32 protein-coding genes are annotated in these 25,833 nt (G+C 30.3%); 16 read left to right on the top strand and 16 right to left on the bottom strand.

What is annotated here, in order from left to right:
* Positions 1-2: 2 nt before the first annotated feature.
* On the top strand, positions 3-767 hold the full coding sequence (locus tag BTO06_RS00600) for a LytR/AlgR family response regulator transcription factor (RefSeq protein WP_100923458.1): 765 nt from the start codon (positions 3-5) through the stop codon (positions 765-767).
* Between the two features lie 72 nt (positions 768-839).
* Here BTO06_RS00600 and BTO06_RS00595 read toward each other — a convergent pair whose 3' ends face one another.
* The gene (locus BTO06_RS00595) at positions 840-1,559 is read right to left on the bottom strand and encodes a Bax inhibitor-1/YccA family protein (RefSeq protein ID WP_100923457.1); all 720 of its coding nucleotides are present in this window, start codon (positions 1,557-1,559) and stop codon (positions 840-842) included.
* Positions 1,560-1,647: 88 nt separating this feature from the next.
* Entirely contained in the window at positions 1,648-3,444 is a 1,797-nt protein-coding gene (gene lepA / locus BTO06_RS00590; protein WP_100923456.1) for a translation elongation factor 4, read from the bottom strand.
* 1,200 nt (positions 3,445-4,644) lie between these two features.
* Here lepA and BTO06_RS00585 point away from each other — a divergent pair.
* The 4 genes from BTO06_RS00585 to BTO06_RS00570 are packed head-to-tail and all read left to right on the top strand — an operon-like array spanning position 4,645 to position 6,815.
* Complete coding sequence (locus BTO06_RS00585) at positions 4,645-5,007, top strand: c-type cytochrome domain-containing protein (protein ID WP_100923455.1); 363 nt, start codon at positions 4,645-4,647, stop codon at positions 5,005-5,007.
* 29 nt (positions 5,008-5,036) lie between these two features.
* Entirely contained in the window at positions 5,037-5,570 is a 534-nt protein-coding gene (locus BTO06_RS00580) for a YceI family protein (protein ID WP_100923454.1), read from the top strand.
* Complete coding sequence (locus BTO06_RS00575) at positions 5,548-5,934, top strand: hypothetical protein (RefSeq protein ID WP_100923453.1); 387 nt, start codon at positions 5,548-5,550, stop codon at positions 5,932-5,934. The genes BTO06_RS00580 and BTO06_RS00575 overlap by 23 nt, the downstream gene beginning before the upstream one ends.
* Positions 5,916-6,815, top strand: a complete 900-nt coding sequence (locus BTO06_RS00570; protein ID WP_100923452.1) for a DUF5777 family beta-barrel protein — start codon at positions 5,916-5,918, stop codon at positions 6,813-6,815. Before BTO06_RS00575 ends, BTO06_RS00570 begins: the two co-directional genes overlap by 19 nt.
* 32 nt (positions 6,816-6,847) lie before the next feature.
* Here the strand turns inward: BTO06_RS00570 and BTO06_RS00565 are convergent, their stop codons facing one another.
* On the bottom strand, positions 6,848-7,825 hold the full coding sequence (locus BTO06_RS00565) for a Gfo/Idh/MocA family protein (protein ID WP_157811675.1): 978 nt from the start codon (positions 7,823-7,825) through the stop codon (positions 6,848-6,850).
* Positions 7,826-8,038: 213 nt separating this feature from the next.
* On the opposite strand from BTO06_RS00565, the gene dusB reads away from it, so the two are divergent.
* Complete coding sequence (dusB, locus tag BTO06_RS00560) at positions 8,039-9,040, top strand: tRNA dihydrouridine synthase DusB (protein ID WP_100923450.1); 1,002 nt, start codon at positions 8,039-8,041, stop codon at positions 9,038-9,040.
* A 285-nt stretch (positions 9,041-9,325) separates the two neighbouring features.
* On the opposite strand, the gene BTO06_RS00555 is transcribed toward dusB, so the two are convergent.
* The 8 genes from BTO06_RS00555 to BTO06_RS00520 form a co-directional block, all read right to left on the bottom strand.
* Positions 9,326-9,733, bottom strand: coding sequence for a hypothetical protein (locus tag BTO06_RS00555; protein WP_100923449.1), 408 nt, complete (start codon positions 9,731-9,733; stop codon positions 9,326-9,328).
* 174 nt (positions 9,734-9,907) lie between these two features.
* Positions 9,908-11,110 (bottom strand): ABC transporter permease, encoded by a 1,203-nt coding sequence (locus tag BTO06_RS00550; protein ID WP_100923448.1) that lies wholly within the window; start codon positions 11,108-11,110, stop codon positions 9,908-9,910.
* A 42-nt stretch (positions 11,111-11,152) separates the two neighbouring features.
* Positions 11,153-11,548, bottom strand: coding sequence for a 30S ribosome-binding factor RbfA (gene rbfA / locus BTO06_RS00545; RefSeq protein ID WP_100923447.1), 396 nt, complete (start codon positions 11,546-11,548; stop codon positions 11,153-11,155).
* A 145-nt stretch (positions 11,549-11,693) separates the two neighbouring features.
* Positions 11,694-12,338, bottom strand: a complete 645-nt coding sequence (locus BTO06_RS00540; RefSeq protein WP_100923446.1) for a response regulator transcription factor — start codon at positions 12,336-12,338, stop codon at positions 11,694-11,696.
* 42 nt (positions 12,339-12,380) lie between these two features.
* On the bottom strand, positions 12,381-13,139 hold the full coding sequence (locus BTO06_RS00535; RefSeq protein WP_100923445.1) for a sensor histidine kinase: 759 nt from the start codon (positions 13,137-13,139) through the stop codon (positions 12,381-12,383).
* A complete protein-coding gene (locus BTO06_RS00530; RefSeq protein ID WP_100923444.1) occupies positions 13,109-13,723 on the bottom strand; it encodes a hypothetical protein in 615 nt (204 codons plus the stop codon). Before BTO06_RS00530 ends, BTO06_RS00535 begins: the two co-directional genes overlap by 31 nt.
* Positions 13,724-13,739: 16 nt before the next feature.
* On the bottom strand, positions 13,740-14,342 hold the full coding sequence (locus BTO06_RS00525; protein ID WP_100923443.1) for a hypothetical protein: 603 nt from the start codon (positions 14,340-14,342) through the stop codon (positions 13,740-13,742).
* Between the two features lie 208 nt (positions 14,343-14,550).
* Positions 14,551-15,183, bottom strand: coding sequence for a hypothetical protein (locus BTO06_RS00520; RefSeq protein WP_100923442.1), 633 nt, complete (start codon positions 15,181-15,183; stop codon positions 14,551-14,553).
* Positions 15,184-15,586: 403 nt separating this feature from the next.
* Between BTO06_RS00520 and BTO06_RS00510 the strand changes: the two genes are divergently transcribed.
* From BTO06_RS00510 to truB, 8 genes are all read left to right on the top strand, one after another.
* Complete coding sequence (locus tag BTO06_RS00510; protein ID WP_100923440.1) at positions 15,587-16,207, top strand: DUF2589 domain-containing protein; 621 nt, start codon at positions 15,587-15,589, stop codon at positions 16,205-16,207.
* Positions 16,208-16,290: 83 nt separating this feature from the next.
* Positions 16,291-16,962 (top strand): hypothetical protein, encoded by a 672-nt coding sequence (locus tag BTO06_RS00505; protein WP_100923439.1) that lies wholly within the window; start codon positions 16,291-16,293, stop codon positions 16,960-16,962.
* A 2-nt stretch (positions 16,963-16,964) separates the two neighbouring features.
* Positions 16,965-17,510 (top strand): hypothetical protein, encoded by a 546-nt coding sequence (locus tag BTO06_RS00500; RefSeq protein WP_100923438.1) that lies wholly within the window; start codon positions 16,965-16,967, stop codon positions 17,508-17,510.
* 32 nt (positions 17,511-17,542) lie between these two features.
* Positions 17,543-17,947: a methylmalonyl-CoA epimerase gene (gene mce, locus BTO06_RS00495; protein WP_100923437.1), complete on the top strand. Its 405-nt coding sequence runs from the start codon at positions 17,543-17,545 to the stop codon at positions 17,945-17,947.
* A gap of 167 nt (positions 17,948-18,114) precedes the next feature.
* Positions 18,115-18,993 carry a cell division protein FtsX gene (locus BTO06_RS00490; protein WP_100923436.1) on the top strand — a complete coding sequence of 293 codons (879 nt, stop codon included), beginning with the start codon at positions 18,115-18,117 and terminating at the stop codon, positions 18,991-18,993.
* Between the two features lie 3 nt (positions 18,994-18,996).
* Positions 18,997-19,242: a DUF3098 domain-containing protein gene (locus tag BTO06_RS00485; RefSeq protein WP_100923435.1), complete on the top strand. Its 246-nt coding sequence runs from the start codon at positions 18,997-18,999 to the stop codon at positions 19,240-19,242.
* 2 nt (positions 19,243-19,244) lie between these two features.
* The gene (locus BTO06_RS00480) at positions 19,245-20,039 is read left to right on the top strand and encodes an undecaprenyl-diphosphate phosphatase (protein WP_100923434.1); all 795 of its coding nucleotides are present in this window, start codon (positions 19,245-19,247) and stop codon (positions 20,037-20,039) included.
* A gap of 3 nt (positions 20,040-20,042) precedes the next feature.
* Positions 20,043-20,735: a tRNA pseudouridine(55) synthase TruB gene (gene truB, locus BTO06_RS00475; RefSeq protein WP_100923433.1), complete on the top strand. Its 693-nt coding sequence runs from the start codon at positions 20,043-20,045 to the stop codon at positions 20,733-20,735.
* Here truB and BTO06_RS00470 read toward each other — a convergent pair.
* Positions 20,728-21,300, bottom strand: a complete 573-nt coding sequence (locus BTO06_RS00470; RefSeq protein WP_157811674.1) for a tetratricopeptide repeat protein — start codon at positions 21,298-21,300, stop codon at positions 20,728-20,730. The two genes, truB and BTO06_RS00470, sit on opposite strands and share 8 nt — an antisense overlap.
* A 22-nt stretch (positions 21,301-21,322) precedes the next feature.
* On the opposite strand from BTO06_RS00470, the gene BTO06_RS00465 reads away from it, so the two are divergent.
* On the top strand, positions 21,323-21,856 hold the full coding sequence (locus tag BTO06_RS00465; protein WP_157811673.1) for a hypothetical protein: 534 nt from the start codon (positions 21,323-21,325) through the stop codon (positions 21,854-21,856).
* 8 nt (positions 21,857-21,864) lie between these two features.
* Here BTO06_RS00465 and BTO06_RS00460 read toward each other — a convergent pair whose 3' ends face one another.
* The 3 genes from BTO06_RS00460 to BTO06_RS00450 all read right to left on the bottom strand — a co-directional run bounded on the left by BTO06_RS00460 (position 21,865) and on the right by BTO06_RS00450 (position 24,027).
* On the bottom strand, positions 21,865-22,341 hold the full coding sequence (locus BTO06_RS00460) for an ABC transporter ATPase (RefSeq protein ID WP_100923430.1): 477 nt from the start codon (positions 22,339-22,341) through the stop codon (positions 21,865-21,867).
* A 75-nt stretch (positions 22,342-22,416) separates the two neighbouring features.
* Positions 22,417-23,010, bottom strand: a complete 594-nt coding sequence (locus BTO06_RS00455) for a thioredoxin family protein (RefSeq protein WP_100926676.1) — start codon at positions 23,008-23,010, stop codon at positions 22,417-22,419.
* A gap of 60 nt (positions 23,011-23,070) precedes the next feature.
* Positions 23,071-24,027 carry an NAD-dependent epimerase/dehydratase family protein gene (locus BTO06_RS00450; protein ID WP_100923429.1) on the bottom strand — a complete coding sequence of 319 codons (957 nt, stop codon included), beginning with the start codon at positions 24,025-24,027 and terminating at the stop codon, positions 23,071-23,073.
* Positions 24,028-24,208: 181 nt separating this feature from the next.
* Here BTO06_RS00450 and BTO06_RS00445 point away from each other — a divergent pair, with 181 nt between their 5' ends.
* Positions 24,209-24,736: a hypothetical protein gene (locus tag BTO06_RS00445; protein ID WP_100923428.1), complete on the top strand. Its 528-nt coding sequence runs from the start codon at positions 24,209-24,211 to the stop codon at positions 24,734-24,736.
* 30 nt (positions 24,737-24,766) lie between these two features.
* Here BTO06_RS00445 and BTO06_RS00440 read toward each other — a convergent pair whose 3' ends face one another.
* Positions 24,767-25,345 (bottom strand): hypothetical protein, encoded by a 579-nt coding sequence (locus BTO06_RS00440; RefSeq protein WP_100923427.1) that lies wholly within the window; start codon positions 25,343-25,345, stop codon positions 24,767-24,769.
* Positions 25,346-25,833: the final 488 nt, after the last annotated feature.

The raw sequence follows: 25,833 nt of genomic DNA, 5'->3' as shown, positions 1-25,833 counted from the left end.
CTATGAAAATACTTATTCTAGAGGATGAAATACCTGCATACCAGAAACTTTCTGCCTATCTAAATGACTATTTCAAGGATAAAATGAATCACGATTGGGCCAGAAGTATAAAGGACGGCAAGCAATTTATGCAGGAAAAAATGTATGATATAATCCTGTCTGACATACAACTATTAGATGGAATTTCTTTTGATTTATTCGATGTTATCAATACGGACATTCCTATCATATTCTGTTCGGCACATGATGAATATTTATTCAAAGCTTTTAACTCCAATGGAATTGCTTATATTTTAAAACCTTATACTAAAAGAGAGTTTAATGGTGCTTTGGAAAAATACGAATCACTTTTTAAAAAAGGAACCTATGGCAACTTGAATACTGAAGTAATTAATGAATTGAAATCTACATTAAAAGAAGAAAACACAACGTTCAAAAAACGATTTGTGATTAAAAAGAGTAAGGGAATACAACTGCTAAATGTCATTGATATTTCCTTCATTGAGGCTTCTGGAGATTTTTGTATCGCAACCGATTACAATGGAAAAAGACACACCATTTCTCAATCGTTAGGGAGTATATCTAAAAAATTAAATACAGATAAATTTTTCAAGATCAATAGAAGCGAAATTATCAACATTGAATTCATAGAAAACATTGAAAGTCATTTTAAAAACAGATTGTTATTGACAATATCTGGATGTAAGGAAAAGCCTATGACCAGCTCTTCTACAACTGCTGAATTCAGAAAATGGCTTGAACAATAGATGAGGTTATATAAAATCAAAAGACTCGATTTCTCGAGCCTTTTTTCATATATAAACGATAGTAAATTTAAACTAATCTCTGTCTAAAAATATTTGTAAAACATACCAGAACAGTAGCATTAAAGAAGCAAATAAACCTAATGCGGCTGGTATATAATCTTCGGTTGTAAACTTATGTACTAAATTAGACGTTTGATATAAAATAGAACCTCCAGCTAATACACACATTCCTACTGAAAACCAAAGTCCCATATTAAACCCGAATAAAGATCCCCCAATGATTAAACCGATTGCTATAAAGAATCCAATAGTCAAAGCAGACCTTAAAAAAGAGAAGTCTTTTTTAGTAATGATAACTACGGCCGATAATCCCGCAAACAACGTTAAGGTGACAATTCCAGCCTGTTGAAGTACTGCCATACCTTCCGCTCCCATAAATCTAGTAACAATCGCGATTAATGGAACAAAAATAAATGCTTCTGCAAAAACATAACCTGCATAAGCCATGTACTGTAAATTCTTGTCTGTTGTTCTTAAAGCTGTACTTTCAGCATAGTTAGTTATTAACATAAAACCTCCGAGTAACAGTAACCACTTCCAACCTTGGGTCATTGAAAACATAAAGTTTACAAGAGCATCACTTTGCTGTAATAAAAATTCGAAAACAATAAATAATAAAACACCACCTGCAACGTGAGCATATGTTTTCTTATAAAACTCTACTCTTTCAGCATCGGTTGTTTGGGCGATTAATACTCTATCATTATCAAATGAATTAAAAGAATTTTCCATAGTTTTTTAAAATTTAATTAGATTGTAAAAATAGAATTTATTTTTAAATAAAAAACCCTAGAATTTTACTCCTAGGGTTAAATATATATTAATCATTTAATTTCAATACAGCCATAAAAGCCTGTTGTGGAATTTCTACATTTCCAACCTGACGCATTCTCTTCTTTCCTTTCTTTTGTTTCTCTAAAAGCTTACGCTTACGAGAAATATCTCCACCGTAACATTTTGCTGTTACATCTTTACGTAAAGCCTTGACCGTTTCACGAGCAATAATTTTTGCTCCGATTGCTGCTTGAATTGGAATATCGAATTGTTGACGAGGAATTAATTCTTTTAATTTCTCACAGATTCTTTTTCCAATCGAATAAGCGTTACTGTCATGTAATAAAGATGAAAGTGCATCAACCGATTGCCCATTTAGTAACATATCTACACGAACAAGTTTTGATTTCTTCATTCCAATTGGGTGATAATCAAAAGATGCGTATCCTTTAGAAACTGTTTTTAATCTATCATAGAAATCAAAAACAATTTCAGCTAACGGCATTTCAAAAATTAACTCTACTCTTTCGGGAGTTAAATATGTTTGATTAATAATTTGTCCACGTTTTTCAATACACAAACTCATCACTTGTCCTACAAAATCTGATTTTGTAATAATAGACGCTTTGATAAACGGTTCCTCTACTCTATCTAATTTGGATGGATCAGGTAAATCAGACGGATTGTTTACGATAATAATCTCATCTGGCTCTTTTTTTGTGTAGGCATGATACGACACGTTAGGAACAGTAGTTATAACAGTCATGTTAAACTCGCGTTCTAAACGCTCTTGAATAATTTCCATGTGCAACATACCTAAGAATCCACAACGGAAACCAAATCCTAATGCCGCTGAACTTTCTGGTTGAAATACTAAGGAAGCATCATTTAATTGTAACTTCTCCATAGAAGCTCTTAATTCTTCATAATCCTCGGTGTCTACCGGATAAATCCCAGCAAATACCATTGGCTTTACATCCTCAAAACCTTCAATATTATCAGTTGTAGGATTTACAAAATCTGTAATAGTATCTCCTACCTTTACTTCTTTAGCAGTTTTAATACCTGTAATTAAATATCCAACATCTCCAGTCTTGATTTCTTTCTTTGGCTCCTGTTTTAATTTTAAAGTTCCAACTTCATCAGCAAAATAGTCATTCCCAGTTGCCATGAACTTAATCTTTTGGTTCTTTTTAATTGAACCATCTATAATTCTAAAGTATGTTTCAATTCCTCTATATGAATTATACACACTATCAAAAATTAATGCTTTTAAAGGAGCATCTGGATTTCCTTCTGGTGCAGGAATTCTGTCTATAATAGCTTCTAGAATATTATCAACTCCAAAACCAGTTTTACCACTTGCTGGAATTACATCTTCCGGATCACAACCCAATAAATCAACAATATCGTCCGTTACTTCTTCAGGATTTGCCGATGGTAAATCAACTTTATTTAAAACTGGAATAATTTCCAGATCATTTTCTAAAGCTAAATATAAATTAGAAATAGTTTGTGCTTGAATACTTTGAGCAGCATCTACAATTAACAATGCTCCTTCACACGCAGCAATTGAACGAGAAACTTCATAAGAAAAATCTACGTGCCCTGGAGTATCAATTAAATTCAAAATATAAGGTTCTCCATTGTGAACATAATCCATTTGAATTGCATGTGATTTGATTGTAATTCCACGCTCTCTCTCCAAATCCATATTATCTAATAATTGATCTTGCTTTTCGCGCTCTGTTACTGTCTGCGTGAAATCTAATAATCTATCCGCAAGCGTACTTTTTCCATGATCAATATGGGCGATAATACAAAAATTTCTAATGTTTTTCATTCGTTCTTAATTCCTACTTAATGACTTGCAAAGATACGCTAATTGCACCGTGTCTAGCAAATAAAAGTTTATGATCACTATTTATTTTAAAATATTCTAATTTAAACAGAAACTATTATTTTTTAACGATAGTAATAACGAGTTTTTAAGTAAAGTTTCTGCTAATTCCAGTTCCTTTACTATCATGAAAAGTTCCTTTCAAGAATATTTATTCGTCTCCAAAATTAGAAGTCCTATAAATTTTATTAAACTATTTATTGTATGACTCATTTGCACAGTGATTTAAAGCACAGAACAAATGTTGGGTTTTCGAAAAGTAAGGCTACAGAAATAAAAATCATGATTACTAACGAAGTTGACAAACATATAACAATCAAAAGTATCCACACAAACATTCAATCAACCCGTGCTTCGTAAGGAATGGTAAAAGACTGCCTAATTTAGAAATAGGGCACACGAACGAAGTTCAGCTCTCATCATTCATTATCTGACTAATGGTAATTAAAATGACAAACTAATTTATTGTTGAAGATTAATTACATCATAGAATAAAAGTAATTACGTAATATTCTTAGGGTGAAAACAAGATAGCAAACTTTTGTAATGATTCAAAAAGTAAAATAGAATTTAGTGTTCGGTTTTGATGTTGCTCCAAAAATTGACTTGGATGTTCAGAAATATTACCAAAACGAAATTTACATAGAACATTATTTCACCAACACTCAAACCTTTGATTCAGAAGGATAAATTTCTATGAAGGTCTATGTTTAACAAAAAACTTAAACCATTTTTTTCCCTTTTAACCCAAATAAATTCCCCTTGACTGTAATTAATTATAAAAAATCTCGTAAGTAAAATAAATTTGCTACGACATTAATAATGATCTTAGGATTTGAGACCAAAATGAAACTTAGAATTTAATCTATATAACAAGCCATCAATCCAGAGTAACACTTGAATATTTAAGGTGTAACTCGAAGACTCAGCATATTCGTTTTTATTCTATTCGAACTAAAATCCGAAATTAGAGGTAGACATTATTAATAATTAAAGTTTTTAGAATCGTTTAAATATTAACATATGCTGAGCTCTTAAATGAAATGCACCACCCTAAGATTAAATACCTTACTTACTAATACTTACCGAGAACAAAGTTTAGAGTTCCAATTCTCCCTATATATAAATTACAAACAAAAAATCATGAAAAAACTTAGTCTAACATCACTTTTAATTTTATCTTTAGTAACTGTATGTTGTTCTACTTCGGAAGTCGTCAACGAAAATCCTGTGGTGATCGACCCTACTCAAAAAGTAACCTACCAAAAAGATATAAAAAATATAGTTAACAACAGTTGTGCGGTAAGTGGATGTCACACAGGTTCATCTCCTGCAGCAGGAGTATCGTTAAATACATATACTCAAGTTAGAAGTCAAGCTGAAAATGGGAATTTATTAAATCGTATTAATAGTACATCCAATTTTATGCCACCCTCAGGCCGATTACCTAGTGCAACACGTAGTATAATTGATCAATGGAAAGCTGATAATTTTTTAGAGAATTAATATTCTAACAATAAAAAAGAAACTATAATATGAGATTTTTAATTATTTTGATGCTGATTGCTCAATCAGTATTTGCACAAAAATATTTTACCAGAACTGGTACTACCGGTTTTAGAGCATCTGTAAAAGCTTTCGAACCTGTACAAGCGTTAAACAAAAGCACAAGTGCAATTTTAACCAATGAAGGAAAAATCGCTTCACAACTTTTTATAAGTGCATTTAAATTTCGACTGGCATTAATGCAAGAGCATTTTAATGAAAACTTTATGGATTCAGCAGAATTTCCAAAAGCAACATTTAGAGGATATGTTCAAAATATTAAAGTAAGTGAACTTGAAAATTCAAAAGAGATTATTATCAAAGGAACACTTAATATTCGGGGAATTGATAAAGAAATGGAAGCTAAAGGGACTATATCTAAAGTGGGAGAAAAAATCATTCTTGTTTCCAAATTCGTGGTTCTTCCAGGAGATTTTAATATTGAAATACCAAGTCTTTTACGACGTAAGATTGCACAAGAAGTAACTATTGAAATCAACTATGAATTTACTGAAAAATTATAACAAACTTATTCTCGTCTCCTTTATATTAATCGTTGGTTTTTTTGGATATAATTATGTTTTCAAAAAAGCTGATACAACAGAAGATATTGAAATTTCATTCGAAGGATCATCAAAAGATTTACTTTTAAAATTATCTAAAAGTGCTGATAAACTCAACAGTAAAGTTGTTTTAATAGAAGGAAAAGTATCTTCTATTAACGATGAAGGAATTATTATTGATGAAATGGTATTTTGTCAATTCACTGATGTACAATCAACACAAAAACTTAAGGAAAGTCAAACTGTAAAAATTAAAGGAATTATTATAGGCTACGACGACTTACTAAACGAATTAAAACTAAACCAATGCATTTTAAAAGACTAACCTTATTTTTCTGCTTTGTTTTGTCTATTAGCACATCAACAGTTCTTTCCCAAGATGATTTGTTAGATGAGCTTGATGATTTAGCTAAAAAAGATAAAAAATCAACAGATAAAAATGATAAAAACCTAACCCAGTTTGAGCTGCCAGCATTCAAAACACTTAAAATCGGAAATTTACAATCAACAAAAATTGCCGCTAAAGGAGAATTATATTTAATTGTTTCACACAGATTTGGCCCCTTAAAAGATGGTTTGGATACTTTTCTAGGTTTGGATTTTGCAAACACAAAAATAGAATTACTGTATAGTTTTTTTGATGGAATACAATTTAGCATCAGTAGAGAATCTTTTGAAAAAACAGTTGCTTTAGCAAGTAAAGTTAGAGTAGCTAGACAATCAAGTTCTTTTCCGATGAATTTAGCTGCATATGGTACTGTAAATATTAATGCAGAACTAAGCAATAGTCAGTTTAGCAACTATCGTTTAAAGGATGCAGATAGATTTAGTTATGCACTACAATTTTTAGCATCTCGAAGAATTTCAAAGAACCTATCTTTAGAGTTAGCTCCAACATATATTAGAGAGAACTTACAAATTCTAGAAGAAACATTTGAACTGAATCACAATCAATTCGCTATGGGAATTGGGGGACGTTTAAAGTTAAGTAAGCGTATTAGTTTCAATGCTGAATATGTGCATAATTTTAACAGACACCCAAAATCAATCTACTACAATCCATATACTTTTGGTGTTGATATAGAAACTGGCGGACATGTATTTCAATTATTATTTACAAATGCACAATCTACAAACGAACCCGGATTTATTAGTAATGCTAACGGAGATATTGCATTTGGATTTAACATTGTAAGAGTTTTTTAGCGAGTAATCCCTGTACTCAAATGTAGTTTACGCTAATCATGATTAGGGTAAACTACATTTATTTTTTCTCTAATCTCATCTAAAGTTTGAATCAAATTTAAACTAAATTGATTAGTTAATATCGGACTTTCGATATAGCCCTTATCTAAACATTCCATAACATGGGAAGCTTCAAAATAATATCCAAATCCTGCCCCATCATCTTCTTTTAATTCTTGAATTCCTTCCTCTGTTTTAATTAAAATCGGACAATTCATTTCTCTTGATATTTGGACCGTACCTTTTTCAAAATGAAAAATTGAAAAGTTTGGAGCATCGTTCATAAATCCTGCTCTCAAATATGCTCTTCTGTCTTCATTATATTCAAAAATAATATCAATATGCTGATCAGAGCCTGTTGGACTTTTAATTACATTCGCGACTATATTTTCTGGATTTCCTAGAGTTTGTAGGGCTGTAAAAACTGGGTAAATACCAATATCAAGTAAAGCTCCACCTCCTAAATTTAAATCATACAACCTACTTCGTTCATCAAACGGAGCATGAAACATAAAATCAGATTGAACCATTTTTAAATCTCCAAGCTCTTTTGATTCAATAATTGATAAAACTCTTTGAAACGTTGGAACCAATCTTGTCCAAAATGCCTCCATTAAAAACGTATGTTCCTGTTTCGACGTTTTAATCATTTTTTTAACCTCCTTGCTATTAATTGCAAAAGCTTTTTCGCACATAACCGCTTTCTTATATTTCAACGACATAATCGTGTGTTTGTAGTGAAAACTGTGAGGAGAAGCGATGTAAACAATATCGACATTCTCGTCTTGTAACATTTCCTCATAACTTCCAAAAGCTTTTTGAAAACCAAAATCCTTAGCAAATCTTTTCGCTTTATCAATATTCCTTGACGCAGCAGCATATAACACTGCATTATCTAATGTTCTTAAATCACTTGCAAAAATTTCCGCAATCCATCCGCAACCTAAAATTGCCCAATTATACTTTTTCAAAATAGTCTACTCTTTAGCTTAGAAAGATACTGTAGACGAGAAACTTTAACTAATATTAAAACGCGAAAAGATTAACACAAATACACGATAAATTCTATCTTAAAAAAGGAACAAATCAAACAAAAGAGTAATTTAAAACAAACTATATTTCAATAACTTAACTAAAAATTGCTAGTAATAATATAAATCGTAAATTTGCATCGATTTTGAATTATGGTAAAGATAGACAACATAGAACTTCCTAATTTTCCATTGTTATTAGCACCAATGGAAGATGTGAGTGACCCTCCTTTTAGAGCATTATGTAAAGAAAATGGTGCAGATGTAGTTTACACTGAATTTATTTCTTCTGAAGGATTAATTCGTGATGCAGCAAAAAGTGTTATTAAATTAGACATCTACGAAAAGGAGCGTCCGGTAGGAATACAAATTTTTGGAGCAAACATGGATTCTATGTTACGTTCCATAGAAATCGTAGAAAAAACCAAACCAGATATTATTGATATTAATTTTGGATGTCCAGTAAAAAAAGTCGTTTCTAAAGGTGCTGGTGCAGGAATTTTAAAAGATATCGATTTAATGGTAAAACTTACAGAAGCTATGGTGAAACATACCGACTTACCGGTTACTGTAAAAACCCGTTTGGGTTGGGATCATGATTCAATAAGGATTGTAGAAGTTGCAGAACGATTACAAGATGTTGGTATCAAAGCAATTTCAATTCACGGAAGAACTAGAGCACAAATGTATAAAGGAAGCGCTGATTGGAAACCAATTGCCGATGTAAAAAATAATCCTAGAATGCATATTCCTGTTTTTGGAAATGGTGATGTTGATTCTCCAGAAAAAGCAATGGAAATGCGCGACAAATATGGATTAGACGGGGCAATGATTGGTAGAGCCTCTATCGGTTACCCTTGGTTCTTTAATGAAGTAAAGCACTTCTTTAAAACCGGTGAACATTTACCTAAACCAACAATAGCCGAACGTATTGATGTTGCGAGACGTCATTTACAAATGTCTATTGATTGGAAAGGTGAACATTTAGGAGTTGTTGAAACAAGAAGGCATTATACCAATTATTTCAAAGGAATTCCTCATTTTAAAGAGTACCGTTTAAAGTTAGTAACCTCTGATGATCCTGCTGATGTATTTAGTGCGTTTGATGAAATTCACGCAAAGTTTGGTAACACTAGTATACCTGAAATGGGATAGGTTCGCCTTTTATCGAAATTTGTGAACCCTTCAACGAAAAACAAACTTATAAACAGCTAATTTTCAATAGTTAAAGCGAAATAGATTGTATCTTGGACATGTCAGTTAATTAAAACAATACCAAGTTAAAAGATTAATTAGACTTTTCTTTGATAAATGAAACATAAAGTAAATCTCGTCTTCCATTTAAGAGATCACTAAAAAGAAACATGTATCAAATTAAACAACATTAAAAACCGAACTAACACTTTAATGCAAGTTCGGTTTTTCTATTTATCGTATGAATTAATCTAGTATACGAAACGAATTTATCATCTTTTCAACTTCTGGAAATCTTTGGTAATAAGCCTCCCGTTCAGCAACATATGATATTGTATAGCCCACATTGTTGTAAACAATTAAATTATCTGATTTTTCTATTTGTTCGTTAAGTTTAAACCTTTTAATATAATTTATAACATAAATTTCGTCGTAAAGTTTATGCTTAGCTTTAACTAACTTATAATTGAACTTTTTTCGATTCCACTTTTCCTTCTTTAAAATGTAAAAGTTGAAATAATCTTTAAGGTTAACAGAATTTTTAACCTCTTTTTTAAGATCAGATCTATAGATACTAAGACTTGGACTTAAATTAGAACTTTTACTAACTCTTGGAACGTAATATTTTGCCCCTAGATCGCTTTTAAGTTTCAAATCACTGACTGTTTCAATAGCAAAAAATCCTTCTTTTGATAAACTCTAAACTATCTAAAACCTTAAAAGGATTGTTTTCAAATTCAGCGATTTTTGGATTGCTGTATGTTGATTTACATGATAAAAATAATACTAAAATTAGAGCGGTAAAGAATCTAATATATACCGTAATAATTATTTTGAAACAAAATCGATTGTTATTCTGGAACTTGCAATTTTAGCTGCAATAAATCCTAATATTGTAATTGTTAAAATTACAATAAAGAAATTAGACCATTGGAATTCTACAGGGTAAGGGATATTCTGTGTAATCATAAATACTCCAAACTGCTGTTGAATAAGTACAAGTATCACAGCCAAAAACAGACCTATAACTAAACCAAAAAGACAGAGCAAAAAACCTTGTAAAACGAATACTCGCTTAATATCTTTTAGTGTTGCGCCCAAATTTATAAGAGTTTTTAAATTCTTTCTTTTGTCAATAATCATCATGATTATTGCCCCAATAACATTAAATAAAGCGATAATTACAATTAATGTAAATATTAAATAAGAAACAAAATTCTCGGTATTAATCACCTTATAAATTAAAGCATTTAATTCGGCTCTGGTTTGAACCTTAAAAGAATCACCCAAATTTTGTTGTAAAATTGCAGCTTCGTCATCTACCTTGTCTGCATTTCTTAATTTAATCTCAACCGCTGAAACTTGATTTGGTTCGTAATTCAATAATTGTTGAGCAACTTCAAGTTCCGTAAAAACATATTTATTCTGAAACTCTTCCGATCCCGAATACACTCCAATAATTTGAACATTCGCAGATCGAAAAGCATTTGCCGCATTTAACATCCCTTTTCCTGGCTTAGGAACAAATATTTTTAACGGATCGGTCATGTTGAAGATTCGAAGTGATAATTTGTATGAAATTCCACTTCCTATAACTGCAGTATTTCTAAACTCAGGATCAACCCACTCTCCTATTACCAAAGACGAATCTAATGCAACAATTTCTGTATAATTATTATCTACACCCTTAATATGAGCAATATGGCTTTTGTCTTTATACTTTAAAAAAACACGTTCCTCTACTACTTTAGAAAATGAAACAATGTTCGTGTTAGAAATTAACTCTTCATCAATTTTTTGATCGTAATTAAAAGTCTTTCCTGTAATTGGTGAAATTTTAATATCAGGATCTGAAGCATTTAATAATGAATAACTAAATGTTCGTAAACCTGAGAAACCAGAAAGTATAATGAATAAAGCAATGGTACCAACAATTACTCCAAACATAGCAATCAAAGTAATGATATTAATAGCATTTGTGCTGCTTTTTGATTTTAAATATCGTTTGGCTATGTAAAAAGAAAAATTCAATTCGCGTTTAAATATATAGCAATATAAGAGTTACAGTAAAATTTAGCGTTTTTGTCTGCGTGGTAAAATATTTGGATTTTTAATTGGGTTTTCGTCTTCTCCGTTTAACGATTTATCAATTTCCTCGATATAATCTAAACTATCATCACCAAAAAATAATAATTCAGGCATTCTTCTTAATTGATTTCTCGTACGTTGTGCCATTTCATGACGGATTAATGGTGTATTAGATTTTACTCCTTCAATAATTTCATCTCTTTTATCTGAAGGAAAAACACTTAAATATACTTTTGCTACCCCAAGATCTGCCGTTACTGAAACTTTAGATACTGAGATAATCACTCCTTTCATTCCGTTTTGAGCAGCACGTTGAAGTACATCAACTAAATCTTTCTGTAATAATGCTGCAATTTTTCGTTGCCTGTTCGTTTCTTCCATGCTGCAAATTTATTGATAAATATTGAATTAGAGGTTAAACAAGTCTTCAGAAGTATTGAATAAAATAAAAAGTCGCCTGTTACAAAACTATTTTAAAACAACTCTGTAATATGGCGACTTTTTATTTTGAGTAGTACGAAGTATACTAGGGCATGTAAATCTTATTTTTTATAGCATACATTACCAAACCAACTCTATTGCGAATATTTAATTTTGTAAATAAACTGTCCCTATAACCATCTATAGTTTTCGGACTTAAAAACATTTTCTCTGCAATTTCCTTGTAAGTCAGTTCTGAACAAGCTAACCGCATGAATTTGATTTCGTTTTCTTTAAAGTTGACATGTTTATTAGCATTTTTTCCTGAAACTGATTCTAAGAGTAAGTTGGTTACATTTTTGGTATGGTAAAATCCATTTTCCATAATTTCCATTAATGCTTTTTCTAGGACTTCCTTTTTCGTGTCTTTTAACAAATACCCAATAGCACCTGCTTTTAGCATTTTTAAGATTGTACCATCAGCATCTTCAACAGACAATGCTAGTACATTTACATTTGGATAATTCGCTACTATCCATTCAGTAGTTTCTATACCATTCATAACTGGCATATTCACATCTACTAGAACAATATCAGGAATGTTTCGGGGTGATGCAGTAAATTTTTCTTGCACTTCACCTCCATTTTTACAAGTGTACAATACTTTAAATTTATCGAAAGTATTCACCATGCCCTCAATAGCCTGAGATAAAAGCGTATGATCGTCTACAACGACAACTGAATATTTCATTTTTGTTAGATAAGTTAGGTTACAATTTTTATATGAAGGCGATTATAATGTATAAATGTAGTAATAAATATTTAAAGTAGTACCCTTATTTGGAATCGATTTTAAATCAGCTTTTGCATTGATTAATTCAACTCTGGTTTTGATATTTTGAATACCAATTCCTTTGTTATTTGCTTCGTCAATATTAAATCCAACTCCATTATCTTTTGCGGTTATTTCTAAGACATCTTCTTTAAAGTTTAGGATGACATCTAATTTTGATCCTCTTGCATGTTTAATAGTATTTGAAAAGAACTCTTGTAGAATTCTAAACATTATAATTCCATGCTTTTGATCAATTTCCTTTTCCTCTCCGGTAACAGTTAACGAAGCTTCAATAAACTTTAAACGATTAAATCGTTCGATTTCTAAAGCAACAGCTTCTTTAAACTTGATATTGTTTATAAACTCTGGGTTAATCAGTTTAGACAAGGATCTAATTTCATTTAAACTTTTTGTGATAGTTTCTGAAATATCGTTCAAATTATCGGGGGTAGCATTTTGCAATTGAATTTTTGCTAAAGTGAGAAGTTGCCCGATATTATCGTGCAACTCCCAACTTATATTTCTTAACGTTTCTTCTCTAATTTCTATTTGCGTTTCGGCAATTTCATTTTCGAACCGTTTTTTCTCTTCTGCCTTTTCAGTTAGTAACTGATTTTTTCGGCGCTGAAATATTGTAAAAAGTACAATTAAAAAAAGTACAATTAACGTTATTATTATAGTAGAGATTATAAGTACTTCTTTTCCTTCTTGCTCCATATCAATCCATAAATTATAAATAAGTTCATTAATATAATTAATATATGTAAAATGAAGAAAAGGCCTCTATTTTGCATATACTTATAAAGAGTAAAAAAAGGAATCGAAGGCAAATAATAAACTAGAAATCCTACTGAAATCCAAAAAGGTAATAATTCTTTATAATTAAGTATTCTATCTGATAATAAAAGCTCTCTTAGGTATAGAAAAACATAAATACTTACGGAAATCGCAATAATTATAATCAAATAAGAAAACAAACTACTTCTATAAAAAACACCTAACCATAGCGATATGAATATTACTGGTAACATCACAAATAACTTTTCTTTTCTTTTATCTCTAATCAGTTTTAAATACATAAAAGTCATGATACTAAACTGAAAAAAAGAATAAAAATGATATATCGAAAAAGCAGTTTTATTAATACTTATCCTGTAAGCTCCAATAAGTTCTGTTATAGCTGAAAGAACGGTCAGAATTGTTAGTATAAATAAAAATCTTCCATTATATTTTACAAAATAAAATAAGCTAAGAAGGGCTGTTAATACTTGTAATAGTAACTCAATATATTCAATTTTCATTGCACTTTAAAAATTTTTAATTCAATGGAGGTGATAAGTGTCCATAATTTCCAGCACTACTTTCTTCTTCAGTAAATCCATCACGCATCATCATAGTTTTAAAAGAAGTTTTTACTTCTTCTTTTTTACTCGATTTCAACTTAAAGTTTTCCTTGTTATCATAACGCCATTCATAATTATATTTTTCAAGTATTTCTTTAAATGTTATTAATTTCTCTCTGGAAGAATTTAAAACATCTACTTGAACTTCTTTACCATTTACAATACTCGTGGGAATATATAAAAGATTCTCGTAACTTCTAACTTCCTCTTTTGGAGCATTCTCCTTTGAATAAACACCTTTGATGAAACTAATTCCTTTTAATTTTATTCCTTTTTCCTTAGCTTCCTTCTCCATATAATTCATATAGTTTTTCAACTCTTGAAAATCAAATGTATTAATCCGAGTATCCTCAAAACCTAATCCATTTACCAATAACTCAAATCGGGTTCTATCATACTCATGAAGCATAGTAACGATTTCCTTATAGGTTAATAATCTTTTTGGTTTTGTTACATCTGGACCATCATTTGTAATGATTCCAAAAAATTTACAAAGTTTACGTAGTAACGATTTCATTTTAGTTAAAGTTTAGTTATTTAATAAATTCAAAAATACAAGCATTTTTTTTACATAAAACAAACTCTTTAATTCTTGCTCAAAGAACTTAATAACTTCAAAACAAAATCGCAGGAAAAACCCCTTTTACTGTAAGGGATTTTCATATATCTACATATTAATATAAAACAAATAATTATACTTACTTCTCTTGAAATTTTAATACAAATTACTCGAAAGGAGGTGCTAAATGCCCTCTATTTCCTGCACTACTCTCCAAATCTTCAGCACTGCTCCTTTTTACATAATTCTCTCGAAGTCTTTTATTCACAATATTTCTGTTCTCATAATCTTCTTTACTATCGTACACCCAGTTATATCCATAATGAGCAAACATTTCCTTCATAGTGATAACTTGTTCTTTTGAAGATTGTACCGGATCAAATGCTATATTCTTTCCGTTTATGTTTGTTGTTGGCATTAACATTATGTTCTGATAATTAGGAACACCATGATCTGTATTCTCAGGATACGCACCAGAAACAAAATTAATTCCTGTAAACTCAATACCTTTTTCTTTAGATAACTGTTTTACATATTTGATGTAATTCTCTAAAGTTTCAATAGAATAATAGTTAATCCTCGTGTCTTCAAAACCTAAAGCATTCTCTAAAACAGGTTTTCTGGTTTTATCATAATGCTCCAGCATACCAATCATATCTTTGTACATTAAAGCATTCCAAGGTCTTTCCACTGAAGCTTCTTCAACATTTGTATTAACAGTGTCTTCATCTTTTTGGCATCCAATAAAAGATACCGCACTTACCAATAAGGCAAGTGAAACAATTTTAATTGTTTTCATAATTAAAAATTAATATTAATAAAATTAGTTTTGAATAATTACCTCCATTTAGGTTCATAGCATGAAATAGAGATAGCAATTATTTGGTTTAAAACTACAAAGAAATTATGGTTTAGATATTATAAAATATTTATTTCTCAAATTTATTTCCACCAACTAAATAGAAATTCATTTCGCGGCTACAATTTCTCGAATAAATGTATCCAAAAGTTTTCCTCTTTTTTATACAAGAAAAACACTCAAGAATCTTACTGAATACAACCTTTTGAATTCCAGTTTTTCTACTACCAACCAAACTAATTCTTTTACAAATCTTTGCCATCGCTATTTCGAAATACAAAATCAATGGCGGAAACCGAAAAGCCAGATAAAAAGAGTAGGTAACATCTAAAAACTATTAATTATGCCAAATTTAGTACCTGAGCTTAATAGCTTAGATTTTAATGTATACGTTGGGGGACCATTACAGGCAGCTATTCAAGCGCAAACTGCAGCTTCAATGGCAACCGTAAACTTTATTAAAGAAGTAGGGTTTGAAAAAGATGCAGATCCTACAAAACCAGATGAATTACGTTATGTAGATTTCCAATACAAGAAATCTGTTCCGAATCCACATAAAGGAAAAACATCACAAGAACTTCAAGATGAAGGTTTACCAGCAAATACAGACGTAATATCAAATTTTATTGACAGCGAAATCGAAATTAAAGTTCCGTTTTTAACTATGTTAACCATTCCATCAATCCGAATTGATGAAGTAAACATTGACTTTAATGCTCGTTTAAGTTCTACAGAAACAAGTAATGTTTCATCGGAATTTGCTGCTAGTGCAGAGTTAGGAATCAATTACAAAATTGTAAACTTTAAGGCTTCTGCTTCGTATAAAAGAAACACTTCTCAAGGAGTAAAAGTTGATAAAACTTACAATTTAGGAGTGAAAGTAAAAGCGGTAAATGATGAATTACCAGAAGGATTAAGCAGAATTTTGGACATGCTTGAAGATAGCATCGCTGCTGTAGCTTAATACAAATTTTAAAAGGTTGTTCTGCTTTTATGAATGACCTTTTCAAACTCTTCTTCTCATCAATTAATTTAAAAACTTACATCATGATTAACTTACATGAATATATCGGGAGTATTGCCACAAGTTTAACCGAAGCAAGAATGATTTCTGATTTAAAATCATTAGAAATTGCCCAGAAATTTGCTCAGCATGATTTATTAAAACATTTTTCTATTCCAAGATTAAGAGCACAAAATATTGAATTAACAATTCCTGTAGCTATTGGTGAACTAGAAACTAAATACCAAAAAGATTATCAACCTATTGATAATATTGAATTCAGTGCACAAACGTATAGTATTTTAAAAGACGTCACCCAAAGAACATCTTTCGATAGAAAAACTTCCGTTAGGTTAAAAGCGGCGATTAATAATGAGGTAGAATCTTTAGAGAAATTAATTAAAGCTACAAATGATGAAACTAGTTCTTTGCAATTATATGCTGCTAAAATCGCAGAGCAATTCATGGCAATTTCAAATGAAAAAATTGATGCTCCAGCTTTGATCAATCGAATATCGGAAAACCAAGCAAGCCAAATTAAACCAAAACAACCTGTAAAACAAGAACCAAAGGTAATTGTTGAGAGTTACAAGTTACAAGAAATAAAACCAGAAAACTTGATTCAAATTAAAATGACTTTAAACGAAGAAGGTTTAGAATGGCATACTTCGGAAGATGATAATGGAAATAGAAGTTCTAAATTATTGCCAGAATAATCATGAGAAAGTCCACTACTAAAATCGTAAATAGCCTAGAATTACAATTAGGTAAAATTTCGAATATTGTAAACTTATTAGAAAAGAAGAGCAGTACCAGTACTTCTACTTTAAAAAATTGGTTAACAGAAACAGAAGAAATGTTACAACAATTAAGCATTCCTGAATCCTCCCAATTTGCTGTAAAACGAGGAGAACTTACCACCTTTTTACCAGAAGATGCTCGAAATAAGCGAAAGGAATTATATAGGTTTTCTGCAAGTTTATTAACTGGAGCTCAAGAAAATTTATGGAGTCTTTATCAACAACACAAAGAAAAGTTAGATAATGCCTCACAACTTATTCATCAGTTATTACATATTATCTACCAAACAAAACAGTTCAAATACGATCCGAAAGAAGATTTTACCCAGTTCATTCATCAAATTTGGGGATTTTGCACTTCCCATGAACAGCTCAAAGCGTTAACTGTACAAATACTATCGTTAATAAATAAAACAGATGTACTTCTTGTATTGGCCAAGGAAATTGAAATTGAAAATCTATAGACTATCGTTTATAGATTTTTTATTTTTACCCCATGAACAAAATAGAACACATCGGAATTGCTGTAAAAAGCATCGAACAATCAAATACATTATTTAAAGCCTTGTTAGGAGAAGCACATTATAAAATTGAAGAAGTAGCTAGCGAAGGTGTTAAAACTTCTTTTTTTAAATCTGGACCTAACAAAATTGAACTTTTAGAAGCTACAACACCTGACAGCCCAATTGCAAAATTTATAGAAAAAAAAGGTGAAGGAATTCATCATATTGCCTTTGCTGTTGACGATATTGAAAATGAAATTCAACGTTTAAAAAAAGAAGGATTTACCGTGTTAAACGAAGTTCCTAAAAAAGGAGCCGATAATAAGTTAGTCGCTTTTTTACATCCGAAAACTACCAATGGAGTTTTAATTGAACTTTGTCAAGACGCTCCAAGCTAAAGATAGTCAAAAATCAAAGGAACTTGTTTCATATATTAGACCCATTTTTTTGACTTAATTTTCACTCTCAAAAGAGAAGCGAACTTACTCTTACTTCTCTTTTTTCATTTTGAACAATGACTAGTTTTTACCAATAATTTGTAAATTGCCAAACAAAACTCGAGTAAATGACGAATTCTTATGATTCTTTTCAAAAAAGACGATTACGCTCATCGTATGCTTCGGTTATTATAAGTATTGCTATCGTGTTATTTATGATTGGGATTTTAGGATTGATTTTATTAAAATCGACCAAAGTTGCCAACCATTTTAAAGAAGAAGTTGTCATGTCTTTGTTTTTAAAAGACGAAGTAACCAAAGAACAAATTAATGGTTTTAGAGAATCTCTTTTAAAAGAATCCTTTACAAAAGAACTCTACTTCATTTCTAAAGAAGAAGCAGCAAAAACTTACAGTAAAGATTTAGGTGAAGATTTCTTAGAATTTTTAGGAAGTAATCCTTTAAAAAATGGAATTGATTTGCATTTAAATGCCGACTATGTTACGCCAGAACAGATGCAGGAACTTCAACAAAAATTCTTAAAAAACGCATATACTTTTGATGTTTCCTATGATAAACCTCTAGTTGAACAGCTTACTAAAAACATTCAAAGAATGAGCTTTTGGCTGTTAATACTTAGTGGATTTTTTGTCGTAGTATCTATCATTTTAATTAATAGCTCCATTCGATTATCTATTTACTCAAAACGTTTTAATATTAAAACAATGCAAATGGTTGGGGCAACTAAAAACTTTATTCGTAAACCATTTATTTGGCAAAGCATAAAGCTTGGATTAGTAGGAGCTGTAATTGCTTTAATATGTTTAACTTTTGTTATTTATTATATCGATCAATACATCCCTGAACTAGAATTAACCAAAGACTATTTATCTTTAGTATATTTGGCCTCAGGAATTGTAGTAAGTTCATTTATTATTACTTGGGTTAGCACATTTTTTGCAACACAAAGATTCTTGAATTTACAAACCAACGAATTATATTATTAGACTATGAGTAAAAATAAAAATTCACAGCAACCAGAATTTTTATTCGGTAAAAGAAACTACATGTTAATGCTTATTGGATTAGCAGTCATCGCTTTAGGATTTATCTTAATGGCAGGTGGCGGAAGTGATGATCCGAATGTATTTAATCCTGAAATTTATAGTTGGAGAAGAATTCGCTTGGCTCCTACACTAGTTATTATCGGACTAGGAATTGAAATCTACGCAATTTTAGCGAATCCAAAAAAATAAGCATGGACATTATTGAAGCTATTATCCTTGGAATTATTCAAGGATTAACAGAGTTTTTACCTGTATCATCTAGCGGACATTTAGAATTAGTTAAGGCAATTTTAGGAGATACTTCTGTTCCTGAGGAAAGCATGACTTTGACGGTTGTATTGCATTTTGCAACAGCTTTAAGTACTGTTGTTATTTTCAGAAAAGAAGTTGGAGAGATTTTAAACGGTTTATTTCAATTTAAATGGAATGAACAAACGAAGTTTTCAGCGAAAATTGTGCTTTCAATGATTCCTGCTGTAATAATAGGGTTATTATTCGAAGATCAATTAAAATCATTATTCGATGGTAATGTTTTATTTGTTGGTTTAATGCTTTTAATTACCGCTATATTACTTTTACTAGCCGATAAAGCTAAGAACACAAATAAAGACGTTTCTTTTACAAACTCAGTAATTATTGGAATTTCACAAGCTATTGCAATGTTACCTGGAATTTCACGTTCAGGAGCTACTATATCTACTTCTGTTTTACTTGGAATTGACAGAACTAAAGCCGCCAAGTTTTCATTCTTAATGGTTGTTCCTTTAATTTTTGGAAAGATTGCTAAAGATATTTTAGGAGGTGATATTAATTTTCAATCATCAGAAATTATTCCAATGACTGCAGGATTTATAGCTGCTTTTGTAGCAGGATTATTAGCTTGTCAATGGATGATTGCTTTGGTAAAAAGAAGTAAACTTTCTTACTTCTCTATTTATTGTACCATCGTTGGTGTAATTGCAATTATTTACTCTTTATTAAATTAAATTATGAGTACTGTTGAAGATTTTAAAAACGGTAAGGTTTTACTTATCGATAAACCTCTTGAATGGACTTCTTTTCAAGTAGTGAATAAACTTCGTTGGCATATTCGTAAGCAATTTGACATTAAAAAAATTAAAGTCGGTCACGCAGGAACATTAGATCCTCTTGCTACTGGTTTATTAATCATTTGTACTGGAAAACAAACAAAAAGTATTGAAACCTATCAAGGTCAGATTAAAGAATATACAGGAACCATTGTTATTGGATCAACAACTCCAAGTTATGATTTAGAAACAGAAATCAATGAAACTTTTCCAACTGATCATATTACTGATGAGTTAATTCATAAAACAGCAGAACAATTTATAGGAAAAATTCAACAAAAACCACCTATTTTCTCAGCTATTAAGAAAGATGGCAAACGATTGTATGAATTAGCCAGACAAGGAAAAACTACTGAAATCAAATCCCGTGAAATTGAAATTCGAGAATTTGAAATCACAAATATTGATTTTCCAAATGTAGAATTTAGAGTTGTTTGTAGTAAAGGAACTTATATTAGGTCTTTAGCAAATGATTTTGGAGCTGCCTTAAATTCAGGTGGACATTTATCTGTATTACGCCGTACTAAAATTGGTGAATTCTCAGTAGTAAATGCACAGACTATTGATGGTTTTATTGGGGAACTCACTAATTAACTTTATCACAATCTACTCCTAAACTTTCGCAACGAATTTGGTAACAATTTTGAATTTTCGATTTTAACAGCGTTTTATTTGGCGATAACTCGATTGCTTTATTATAAAAAAACAAAGCATTTTTATAATGTTGAGAATTATAGAAAACATCCCCCTTATTCAAAAATATTTTTATTTGTTCTTGTTGAATTTTCAGGTTTTTAACTTCAATTCGTTTTTTGTAAGCTTTATTTTCTTGAATAAAATAGACTGCAAAACACCCCACTATAAGGTTTACAAAAACAATCATTAAAATATTGATTAGAATATTTTTATTAGCCTCCTTTTTTAACTCTGTTTTAATAGTCGATAATTCCTCATCCGAACATTTTACAAATTCCAATTTTCCTTCTTCTGATTTTAAATCCTTCTCTCTATCTCGAAATAAATTTTTCTTTCGTAATAACTTATCGTTATTGTCTAGAACTGGTTGTATACTTCCATATCCTCCCATAACTTTTTTAATTATAGGACGTAAAACTTCTTTTTTGTTACAAACTTCAACTTGGAACAATTGTTGTTTCAAAGAAGAAAACTTAAAAAATTACATGAAAAAACTACTACTTATTTTGGCATTAACAATCAGTTCATATACTCAAGCTCAGGTAAAAGAAAAACAACCATTTTTTATTGGAAACATAGGCACAACATTTGGCATCAATCAACAGTATCGTTTTGGAGAAGATGGAAATGGACCTTTTATAACTCCAAAATCTATTTTATTAAGAGCTGAAGTTGGATATCAAATTGATAAAAGATGGTCTGGTAGTTTGAGCATTGGATACGATCATCATTTTACTTATAGTATTAATTCTATTCCTCAGTTTGCTACTATCCGTTACAATTTTATCAATAAAAGTAGTTCCACCTATTTTATTGATGCTAGTTATGGAAGAATGTGGAGACCTTCAAATAACTTTAGCAATGGTAATTATTACAAACTAGGGCTTGGAATTATGAGTTTTAGTTCTAGTAGTTGGAATGGATTAATTAGAGTTGATTATCACCGAAAGAAAATTGCAGAATTTGAGAATGGAAATTTAGATAGTATTTCATTAGGTATCGGTTTTTCTTTCTTTTAAGGAAATCCCTATAAGAATCGATTATACCAACTATCTGTGATTGGCACTTCCCAGAAGTGTTCTAAATCATATTTGGTTTGAACGAGGTTATCAAATACGATAGTCTTGGCATTTACGGATTTATTTTTAAGTAATTTTTTAAACTCTTTGAGATCTTTATATTGAACAAACTCTCCTTGCTTAAAACATACATTCATTTTATCAAGTAACTCAACCTCGTATTCAATTTGTAGTTTTAGAATAAAAGCAACTTGTTCATCAAGATTTTGGTTAGTTAATTTAATTTCATCCTCTATGGCAAAAATTATAAATCTATCATACAAAACCTGATACCCAACATCACCATCAAAAGATTTATTCCATGTATTCAAAAAAGAAGTTAGTTTTTCTTTCAATGGTTCAATTTCTTGTGGATAAAATTTACGATTACATGGATAAATCCATAGTTTAGCCTCTTCGGATAATTTTTCAAATTCTACTACCATTTGGCAAATATAGATAAACAAAAAACCACCTAGTTAAGAACTAGATGGTTTTTATAACATAACCTTTATTTAAATTTAGTTCGATAATAAAGCAATGATGTCTTCTTGAACATTCACACCTTTATCTTTATTATACCATCGTTGAAGATCTTCTTTTACTTTAGCATCTACTACACCATTTTCTTCTTTATAATCAGCAATCATTTTCGTAGCTAACGAAGGTCTTGGTCCCCAAGTAAACAATACGTTTTTATCTTTATCTAAAGCTATCAACTTTGGTATTGATCTTCCTCCATTTGTTAAAAACTCATCCATTAGCTCGAGATTATCGTCTCTTAACACTAACTTCAGATCAACTTTTTCACTTTCATCTGCCATCTTACTCAACACAGGTAAATTTTGAGCAGCATCTCCGCACCAACCTTCTGTTAAAACCAACCAAGTTTGAGACTTTTCAATACTTTTAACAAACTCGATAGTATCTTCTCTTAGTTTAGATGTTTTATCCAATCTTTTCATTCTCCTATCATTCAATAAGCTATAATTATATAACGCCTCTGATTGATTCGGCCCTGTAGATTTATGCTCCTTTAATAAATGGCTAACTAACTCTCTATATTTTTCGTAAGAAATACTACTTTCTAAACTATTTTCAATTACTTCTTTCATATCTAACTTATCTTCCACAACTACTAAGACGCAATAAATAGTAAAAACTTACATTACAGATTACATGCTCATCATACTAGATTGAATATTTTTTAACATCTCTTTTGTCATTGATTCTAAATCAAACTTATGAGACCAATTCCAGTCTATTCTTGCTTTAGAATCATCAATGATTTGTGGCCAACTATTTGCTATGTCCTGACGAAAGTCAGGTTTATAACTAATTTCAAATTCACTTATATGCTTTTTTATTTCAGAAGTAATTTGATCGGGTGTAAAGCTAATTGCAGCTACATTATATGAAGTTCTAACTTTAATATCACTGGAGTTTGCCTGCATAATTTGAATTGTTGCATCAATTGCATCTTTCATATACATCATTGGAAGCTCAGTATCTTTATCCAGAAAACATTCGTATGTTCCGTCTTCAACCGATTTAAAATAAATATCTACAGCATAATCGGTAGTTCCTCCTCCTGGTTTTGTTTTCCAACTAATAATACCTGGATAACGTAAACTTCTAACATCTACTCCAAACTTTTTATGATAATAATTACACCAATGTTCACCAGCCAATTTGCTCATCCCGTAAACCGTAGTTGGATTCATAATGGTATCTTGAGGTGTGTTTATTTTTGGTGAAGCTGGTCCAAAAACAGCAATTGAACTAGGCCAATAAACAGTTTGAATTTGTTTTTCTCTTGCTAATTCTAAAATGATCAATAATGAATTCATATTTAACTCCCAAGCTTTCTGAGGATATTTCTCGGCAGTCGCAGATAACATAGCAGCCATTAAATAAACCTGAGTAATTTCATATTTCTTTATCACCTCTAAGATTGTATCCCTATCAGTTGCATCTATAATTTCAAAAGGACCTTCTTTTACAAATGAATCTTCTCCATATCTAATATCAGAAGCTATTACATTTTCATTACCGTTAATTAATCTCAAGCTTTGCGTTAATTCAGTCCCAATTTGACCACATGCACCAAGTATTAAAATCGTTTCTGCCATTTGTAAATATATATTTTCAGACTATGGCAAAGTTAATAAATTTAAAAATTCGTAAAATTGTTTTGTTATTTTTTAACTATTATCAAAATTAAGTTTCAACATCCTGATTTTTAACCTTTAACTTTATCTTTAGGAACTAAGTAATGAAAAGATGTATTTTTGTTTCGTATTTTAATGATTTATGATTCGACAAATATTTTTCTTATTTCTGGGTGTAACTGTATTAATCAGTTGCAAAAAGACTATTCAAAATACTGAAAAAGTTCCCAAAAAGACTGGGATGCAAATTCCTGTTAAAAGAAGAGGCATTGACATCTTATCAAATCTAGCTCAAAAAAAAGTTCAAGACTGGCAGCAATACGATAATTTGAGTAATTACCTAAATCAATTCAATAATACAAGTCCAAATGAAGCCTTAGATATGGCTATTGAACTAAATGAATTCATAAAGAATATAAAAGATAGTTTAAAAATTGAGGATTTAAAAACAAATTCTTTAAATGCACGTTACAATGTTTTAAGGAACGAGGCTCTTCGTTTGAAGGATATGACACTTATCCCTGCTATCCAACCCAACCAAGTAAATGAACAAGTAGATAAGATTATAATGGTATTTAACAGTTATACTCAAAAGGTTAATACGATTTATAACAAAAAGAAATTTGATGAAGAAATTAACTTGGATGTTATGTTCCAAAAAGATTTTTAGTTTAGTTTTTATCACTTTATCTTAAAAATGTTAAAATTTAGAATTCCGTTCTATGTTCTTTAATCCTTTTTTTATTAATTGAGGCATCATTTCAGGAATAAAATTGACTCCATTAGCAATACCATTCCCATTTACTTTATCCAGAAATCCAAAAACTTTTTGACTAAGCATTAGCTTTTTATGAGTTATGTCATATATATCTATAGAAATCTCTGAATCTCTAGACATATTTCTATCAATATCTTTTTCTGAATAAACATTTATGATGTACTTATAATTTGTAGTATTATTAATCAGTTCTAATTCTTGTAGGCTTGGCTTATTTGGTATATTTAAAAAGTGTTTTTTTCCTTTTTTATCTGCCATTTTTAATCTTTTAGTCACTTTGTTTTTAGTCCACTTTGAAAACGTTTCAAAAATAATTTCTTCTGAATTTGAATTCCTATGTTCTGGTAATTTCACCGTGTTAAGCAACCAATCCCCAGATGTATTTGTAAAATCAATTCCTTTATCAAAAGTGATAAACTTATGGCTATAGTTTATTGTTTTGAAAGAACATGAAATAAAAGTAGTTGAGATTAAAATGAGTAGAAGTATTTTTCTGAACATAATTTTAGTTTGAATCAATAATAATAAAAAGTCATTTCAATAATAAGAATTATATGTTGTAGAAAAAGAGAGTTTTGGAAATTTTATTCTTGTTTCATACCTAAAATTTTCAGGAAATTCATGGAAGAATAAAATCGTCTAAAAAAGCCGTAAATTTTCGGTAAAATGATGTAAAAAAAGCTTTTATATAGTTTTTTTATTGATAATCAGCTGGTTAATTGGTGCAGGCCAACTAATAGAAGTTCAGGAGTCTCTATATAGGGAAAACTATTTCTAAGATTAGTAAAATATAGAGAGGTTAAGGTGTTGGCGTTCAGTTTGTAAAAACAAAAAAGCTTCACAAAAAGTGAAGCTTTAAAGGTGGTCCCACATGGGCTCGAACCATGGACCCCCTGATTATGAGTAATATTCACAATACTGATTAAAATATTGATTAACAGCGATTTGAAGGTTTGTATTACATTTAAATTCGTAAAAAATTTGTAAAT

This window comes from Tenacibaculum sp. SZ-18, assembly GCF_002813915.1.
GTDB lineage: Bacteria > Bacteroidota > Bacteroidia > Flavobacteriales > Flavobacteriaceae > Polaribacter.
The sequence above is the reverse complement of the archived record's forward strand: the minus strand, read 5'-3'. Positions and strand labels throughout refer to the sequence as shown.

Excerpts from the sequence above, each read along its gene's own strand:
- lepA (WP_100923456.1), bottom strand. The coding sequence starts at position 3,444 with ATGAAAAACATTAGAAATTTTTGTATTATCGCCCATATTGATCATGGA.
- BTO06_RS00485 (WP_100923435.1), top strand. The coding sequence starts at position 18,997 with ATGAGTAAAAATAAAAATTCACAGCAACCAGAATTTTTATTCGGTAAA.
- BTO06_RS00490 (WP_100923436.1), top strand. The coding sequence starts at position 18,115 with ATGACGAATTCTTATGATTCTTTTCAAAAAAGACGATTACGCTCATCG.
- mce (WP_100923437.1), top strand. The coding sequence starts at position 17,543 with ATGAACAAAATAGAACACATCGGAATTGCTGTAAAAAGCATCGAACAA.
- BTO06_RS00595 (WP_100923457.1), bottom strand. The coding sequence starts at position 1,559 with ATGGAAAATTCTTTTAATTCATTTGATAATGATAGAGTATTAATCGCC.
- BTO06_RS00540 (WP_100923446.1), bottom strand. The coding sequence starts at position 12,338 with ATGAAATATTCAGTTGTCGTTGTAGACGATCATACGCTTTTATCTCAG.
- BTO06_RS00520 (WP_100923442.1), bottom strand. The coding sequence starts at position 15,183 with ATGAAAACAATTAAAATTGTTTCACTTGCCTTATTGGTAAGTGCGGTA.
- BTO06_RS00460 (WP_100923430.1), bottom strand. The coding sequence starts at position 22,341 with ATGGTAGTAGAATTTGAAAAATTATCCGAAGAGGCTAAACTATGGATT.
- BTO06_RS00500 (WP_100923438.1), top strand. The coding sequence starts at position 16,965 with ATGAGAAAGTCCACTACTAAAATCGTAAATAGCCTAGAATTACAATTA.
- BTO06_RS00535 (WP_100923445.1), bottom strand. The coding sequence starts at position 13,139 with ATGGAGCAAGAAGGAAAAGAAGTACTTATAATCTCTACTATAATAATA.
- BTO06_RS00580 (WP_100923454.1), top strand. The coding sequence starts at position 5,037 with ATGAGATTTTTAATTATTTTGATGCTGATTGCTCAATCAGTATTTGCA.
- BTO06_RS00575 (WP_100923453.1), top strand. The coding sequence starts at position 5,548 with ATGAATTTACTGAAAAATTATAACAAACTTATTCTCGTCTCCTTTATA.
- BTO06_RS00570 (WP_100923452.1), top strand. The coding sequence starts at position 5,916 with ATGCATTTTAAAAGACTAACCTTATTTTTCTGCTTTGTTTTGTCTATT.
- dusB (WP_100923450.1), top strand. The coding sequence starts at position 8,039 with ATGGTAAAGATAGACAACATAGAACTTCCTAATTTTCCATTGTTATTA.
- BTO06_RS00585 (WP_100923455.1), top strand. The coding sequence starts at position 4,645 with ATGAAAAAACTTAGTCTAACATCACTTTTAATTTTATCTTTAGTAACT.
- rbfA (WP_100923447.1), bottom strand. The coding sequence starts at position 11,548 with ATGGAAGAAACGAACAGGCAACGAAAAATTGCAGCATTATTACAGAAA.
- BTO06_RS00445 (WP_100923428.1), top strand. The coding sequence starts at position 24,209 with ATGATTCGACAAATATTTTTCTTATTTCTGGGTGTAACTGTATTAATC.
- BTO06_RS00465 (WP_157811673.1), top strand. The coding sequence starts at position 21,323 with ATGAAAAAACTACTACTTATTTTGGCATTAACAATCAGTTCATATACT.
- BTO06_RS00455 (WP_100926676.1), bottom strand. The coding sequence starts at position 23,010 with ATGAAAGAAGTAATTGAAAATAGTTTAGAAAGTAGTATTTCTTACGAA.
- BTO06_RS00510 (WP_100923440.1), top strand. The coding sequence starts at position 15,587 with ATGCCAAATTTAGTACCTGAGCTTAATAGCTTAGATTTTAATGTATAC.
- BTO06_RS00525 (WP_100923443.1), bottom strand. The coding sequence starts at position 14,342 with ATGAAATCGTTACTACGTAAACTTTGTAAATTTTTTGGAATCATTACA.
- BTO06_RS00505 (WP_100923439.1), top strand. The coding sequence starts at position 16,291 with ATGATTAACTTACATGAATATATCGGGAGTATTGCCACAAGTTTAACC.
- BTO06_RS00530 (WP_100923444.1), bottom strand. The coding sequence starts at position 13,723 with ATGAAAATTGAATATATTGAGTTACTATTACAAGTATTAACAGCCCTT.
- BTO06_RS00480 (WP_100923434.1), top strand. The coding sequence starts at position 19,245 with ATGGACATTATTGAAGCTATTATCCTTGGAATTATTCAAGGATTAACA.
- BTO06_RS00440 (WP_100923427.1), bottom strand. The coding sequence starts at position 25,345 with ATGTTCAGAAAAATACTTCTACTCATTTTAATCTCAACTACTTTTATT.
- BTO06_RS00600 (WP_100923458.1), top strand. The coding sequence starts at position 3 with ATGAAAATACTTATTCTAGAGGATGAAATACCTGCATACCAGAAACTT.
- BTO06_RS00450 (WP_100923429.1), bottom strand. The coding sequence starts at position 24,027 with ATGGCAGAAACGATTTTAATACTTGGTGCATGTGGTCAAATTGGGACT.
- truB (WP_100923433.1), top strand. The coding sequence starts at position 20,043 with ATGAGTACTGTTGAAGATTTTAAAAACGGTAAGGTTTTACTTATCGAT.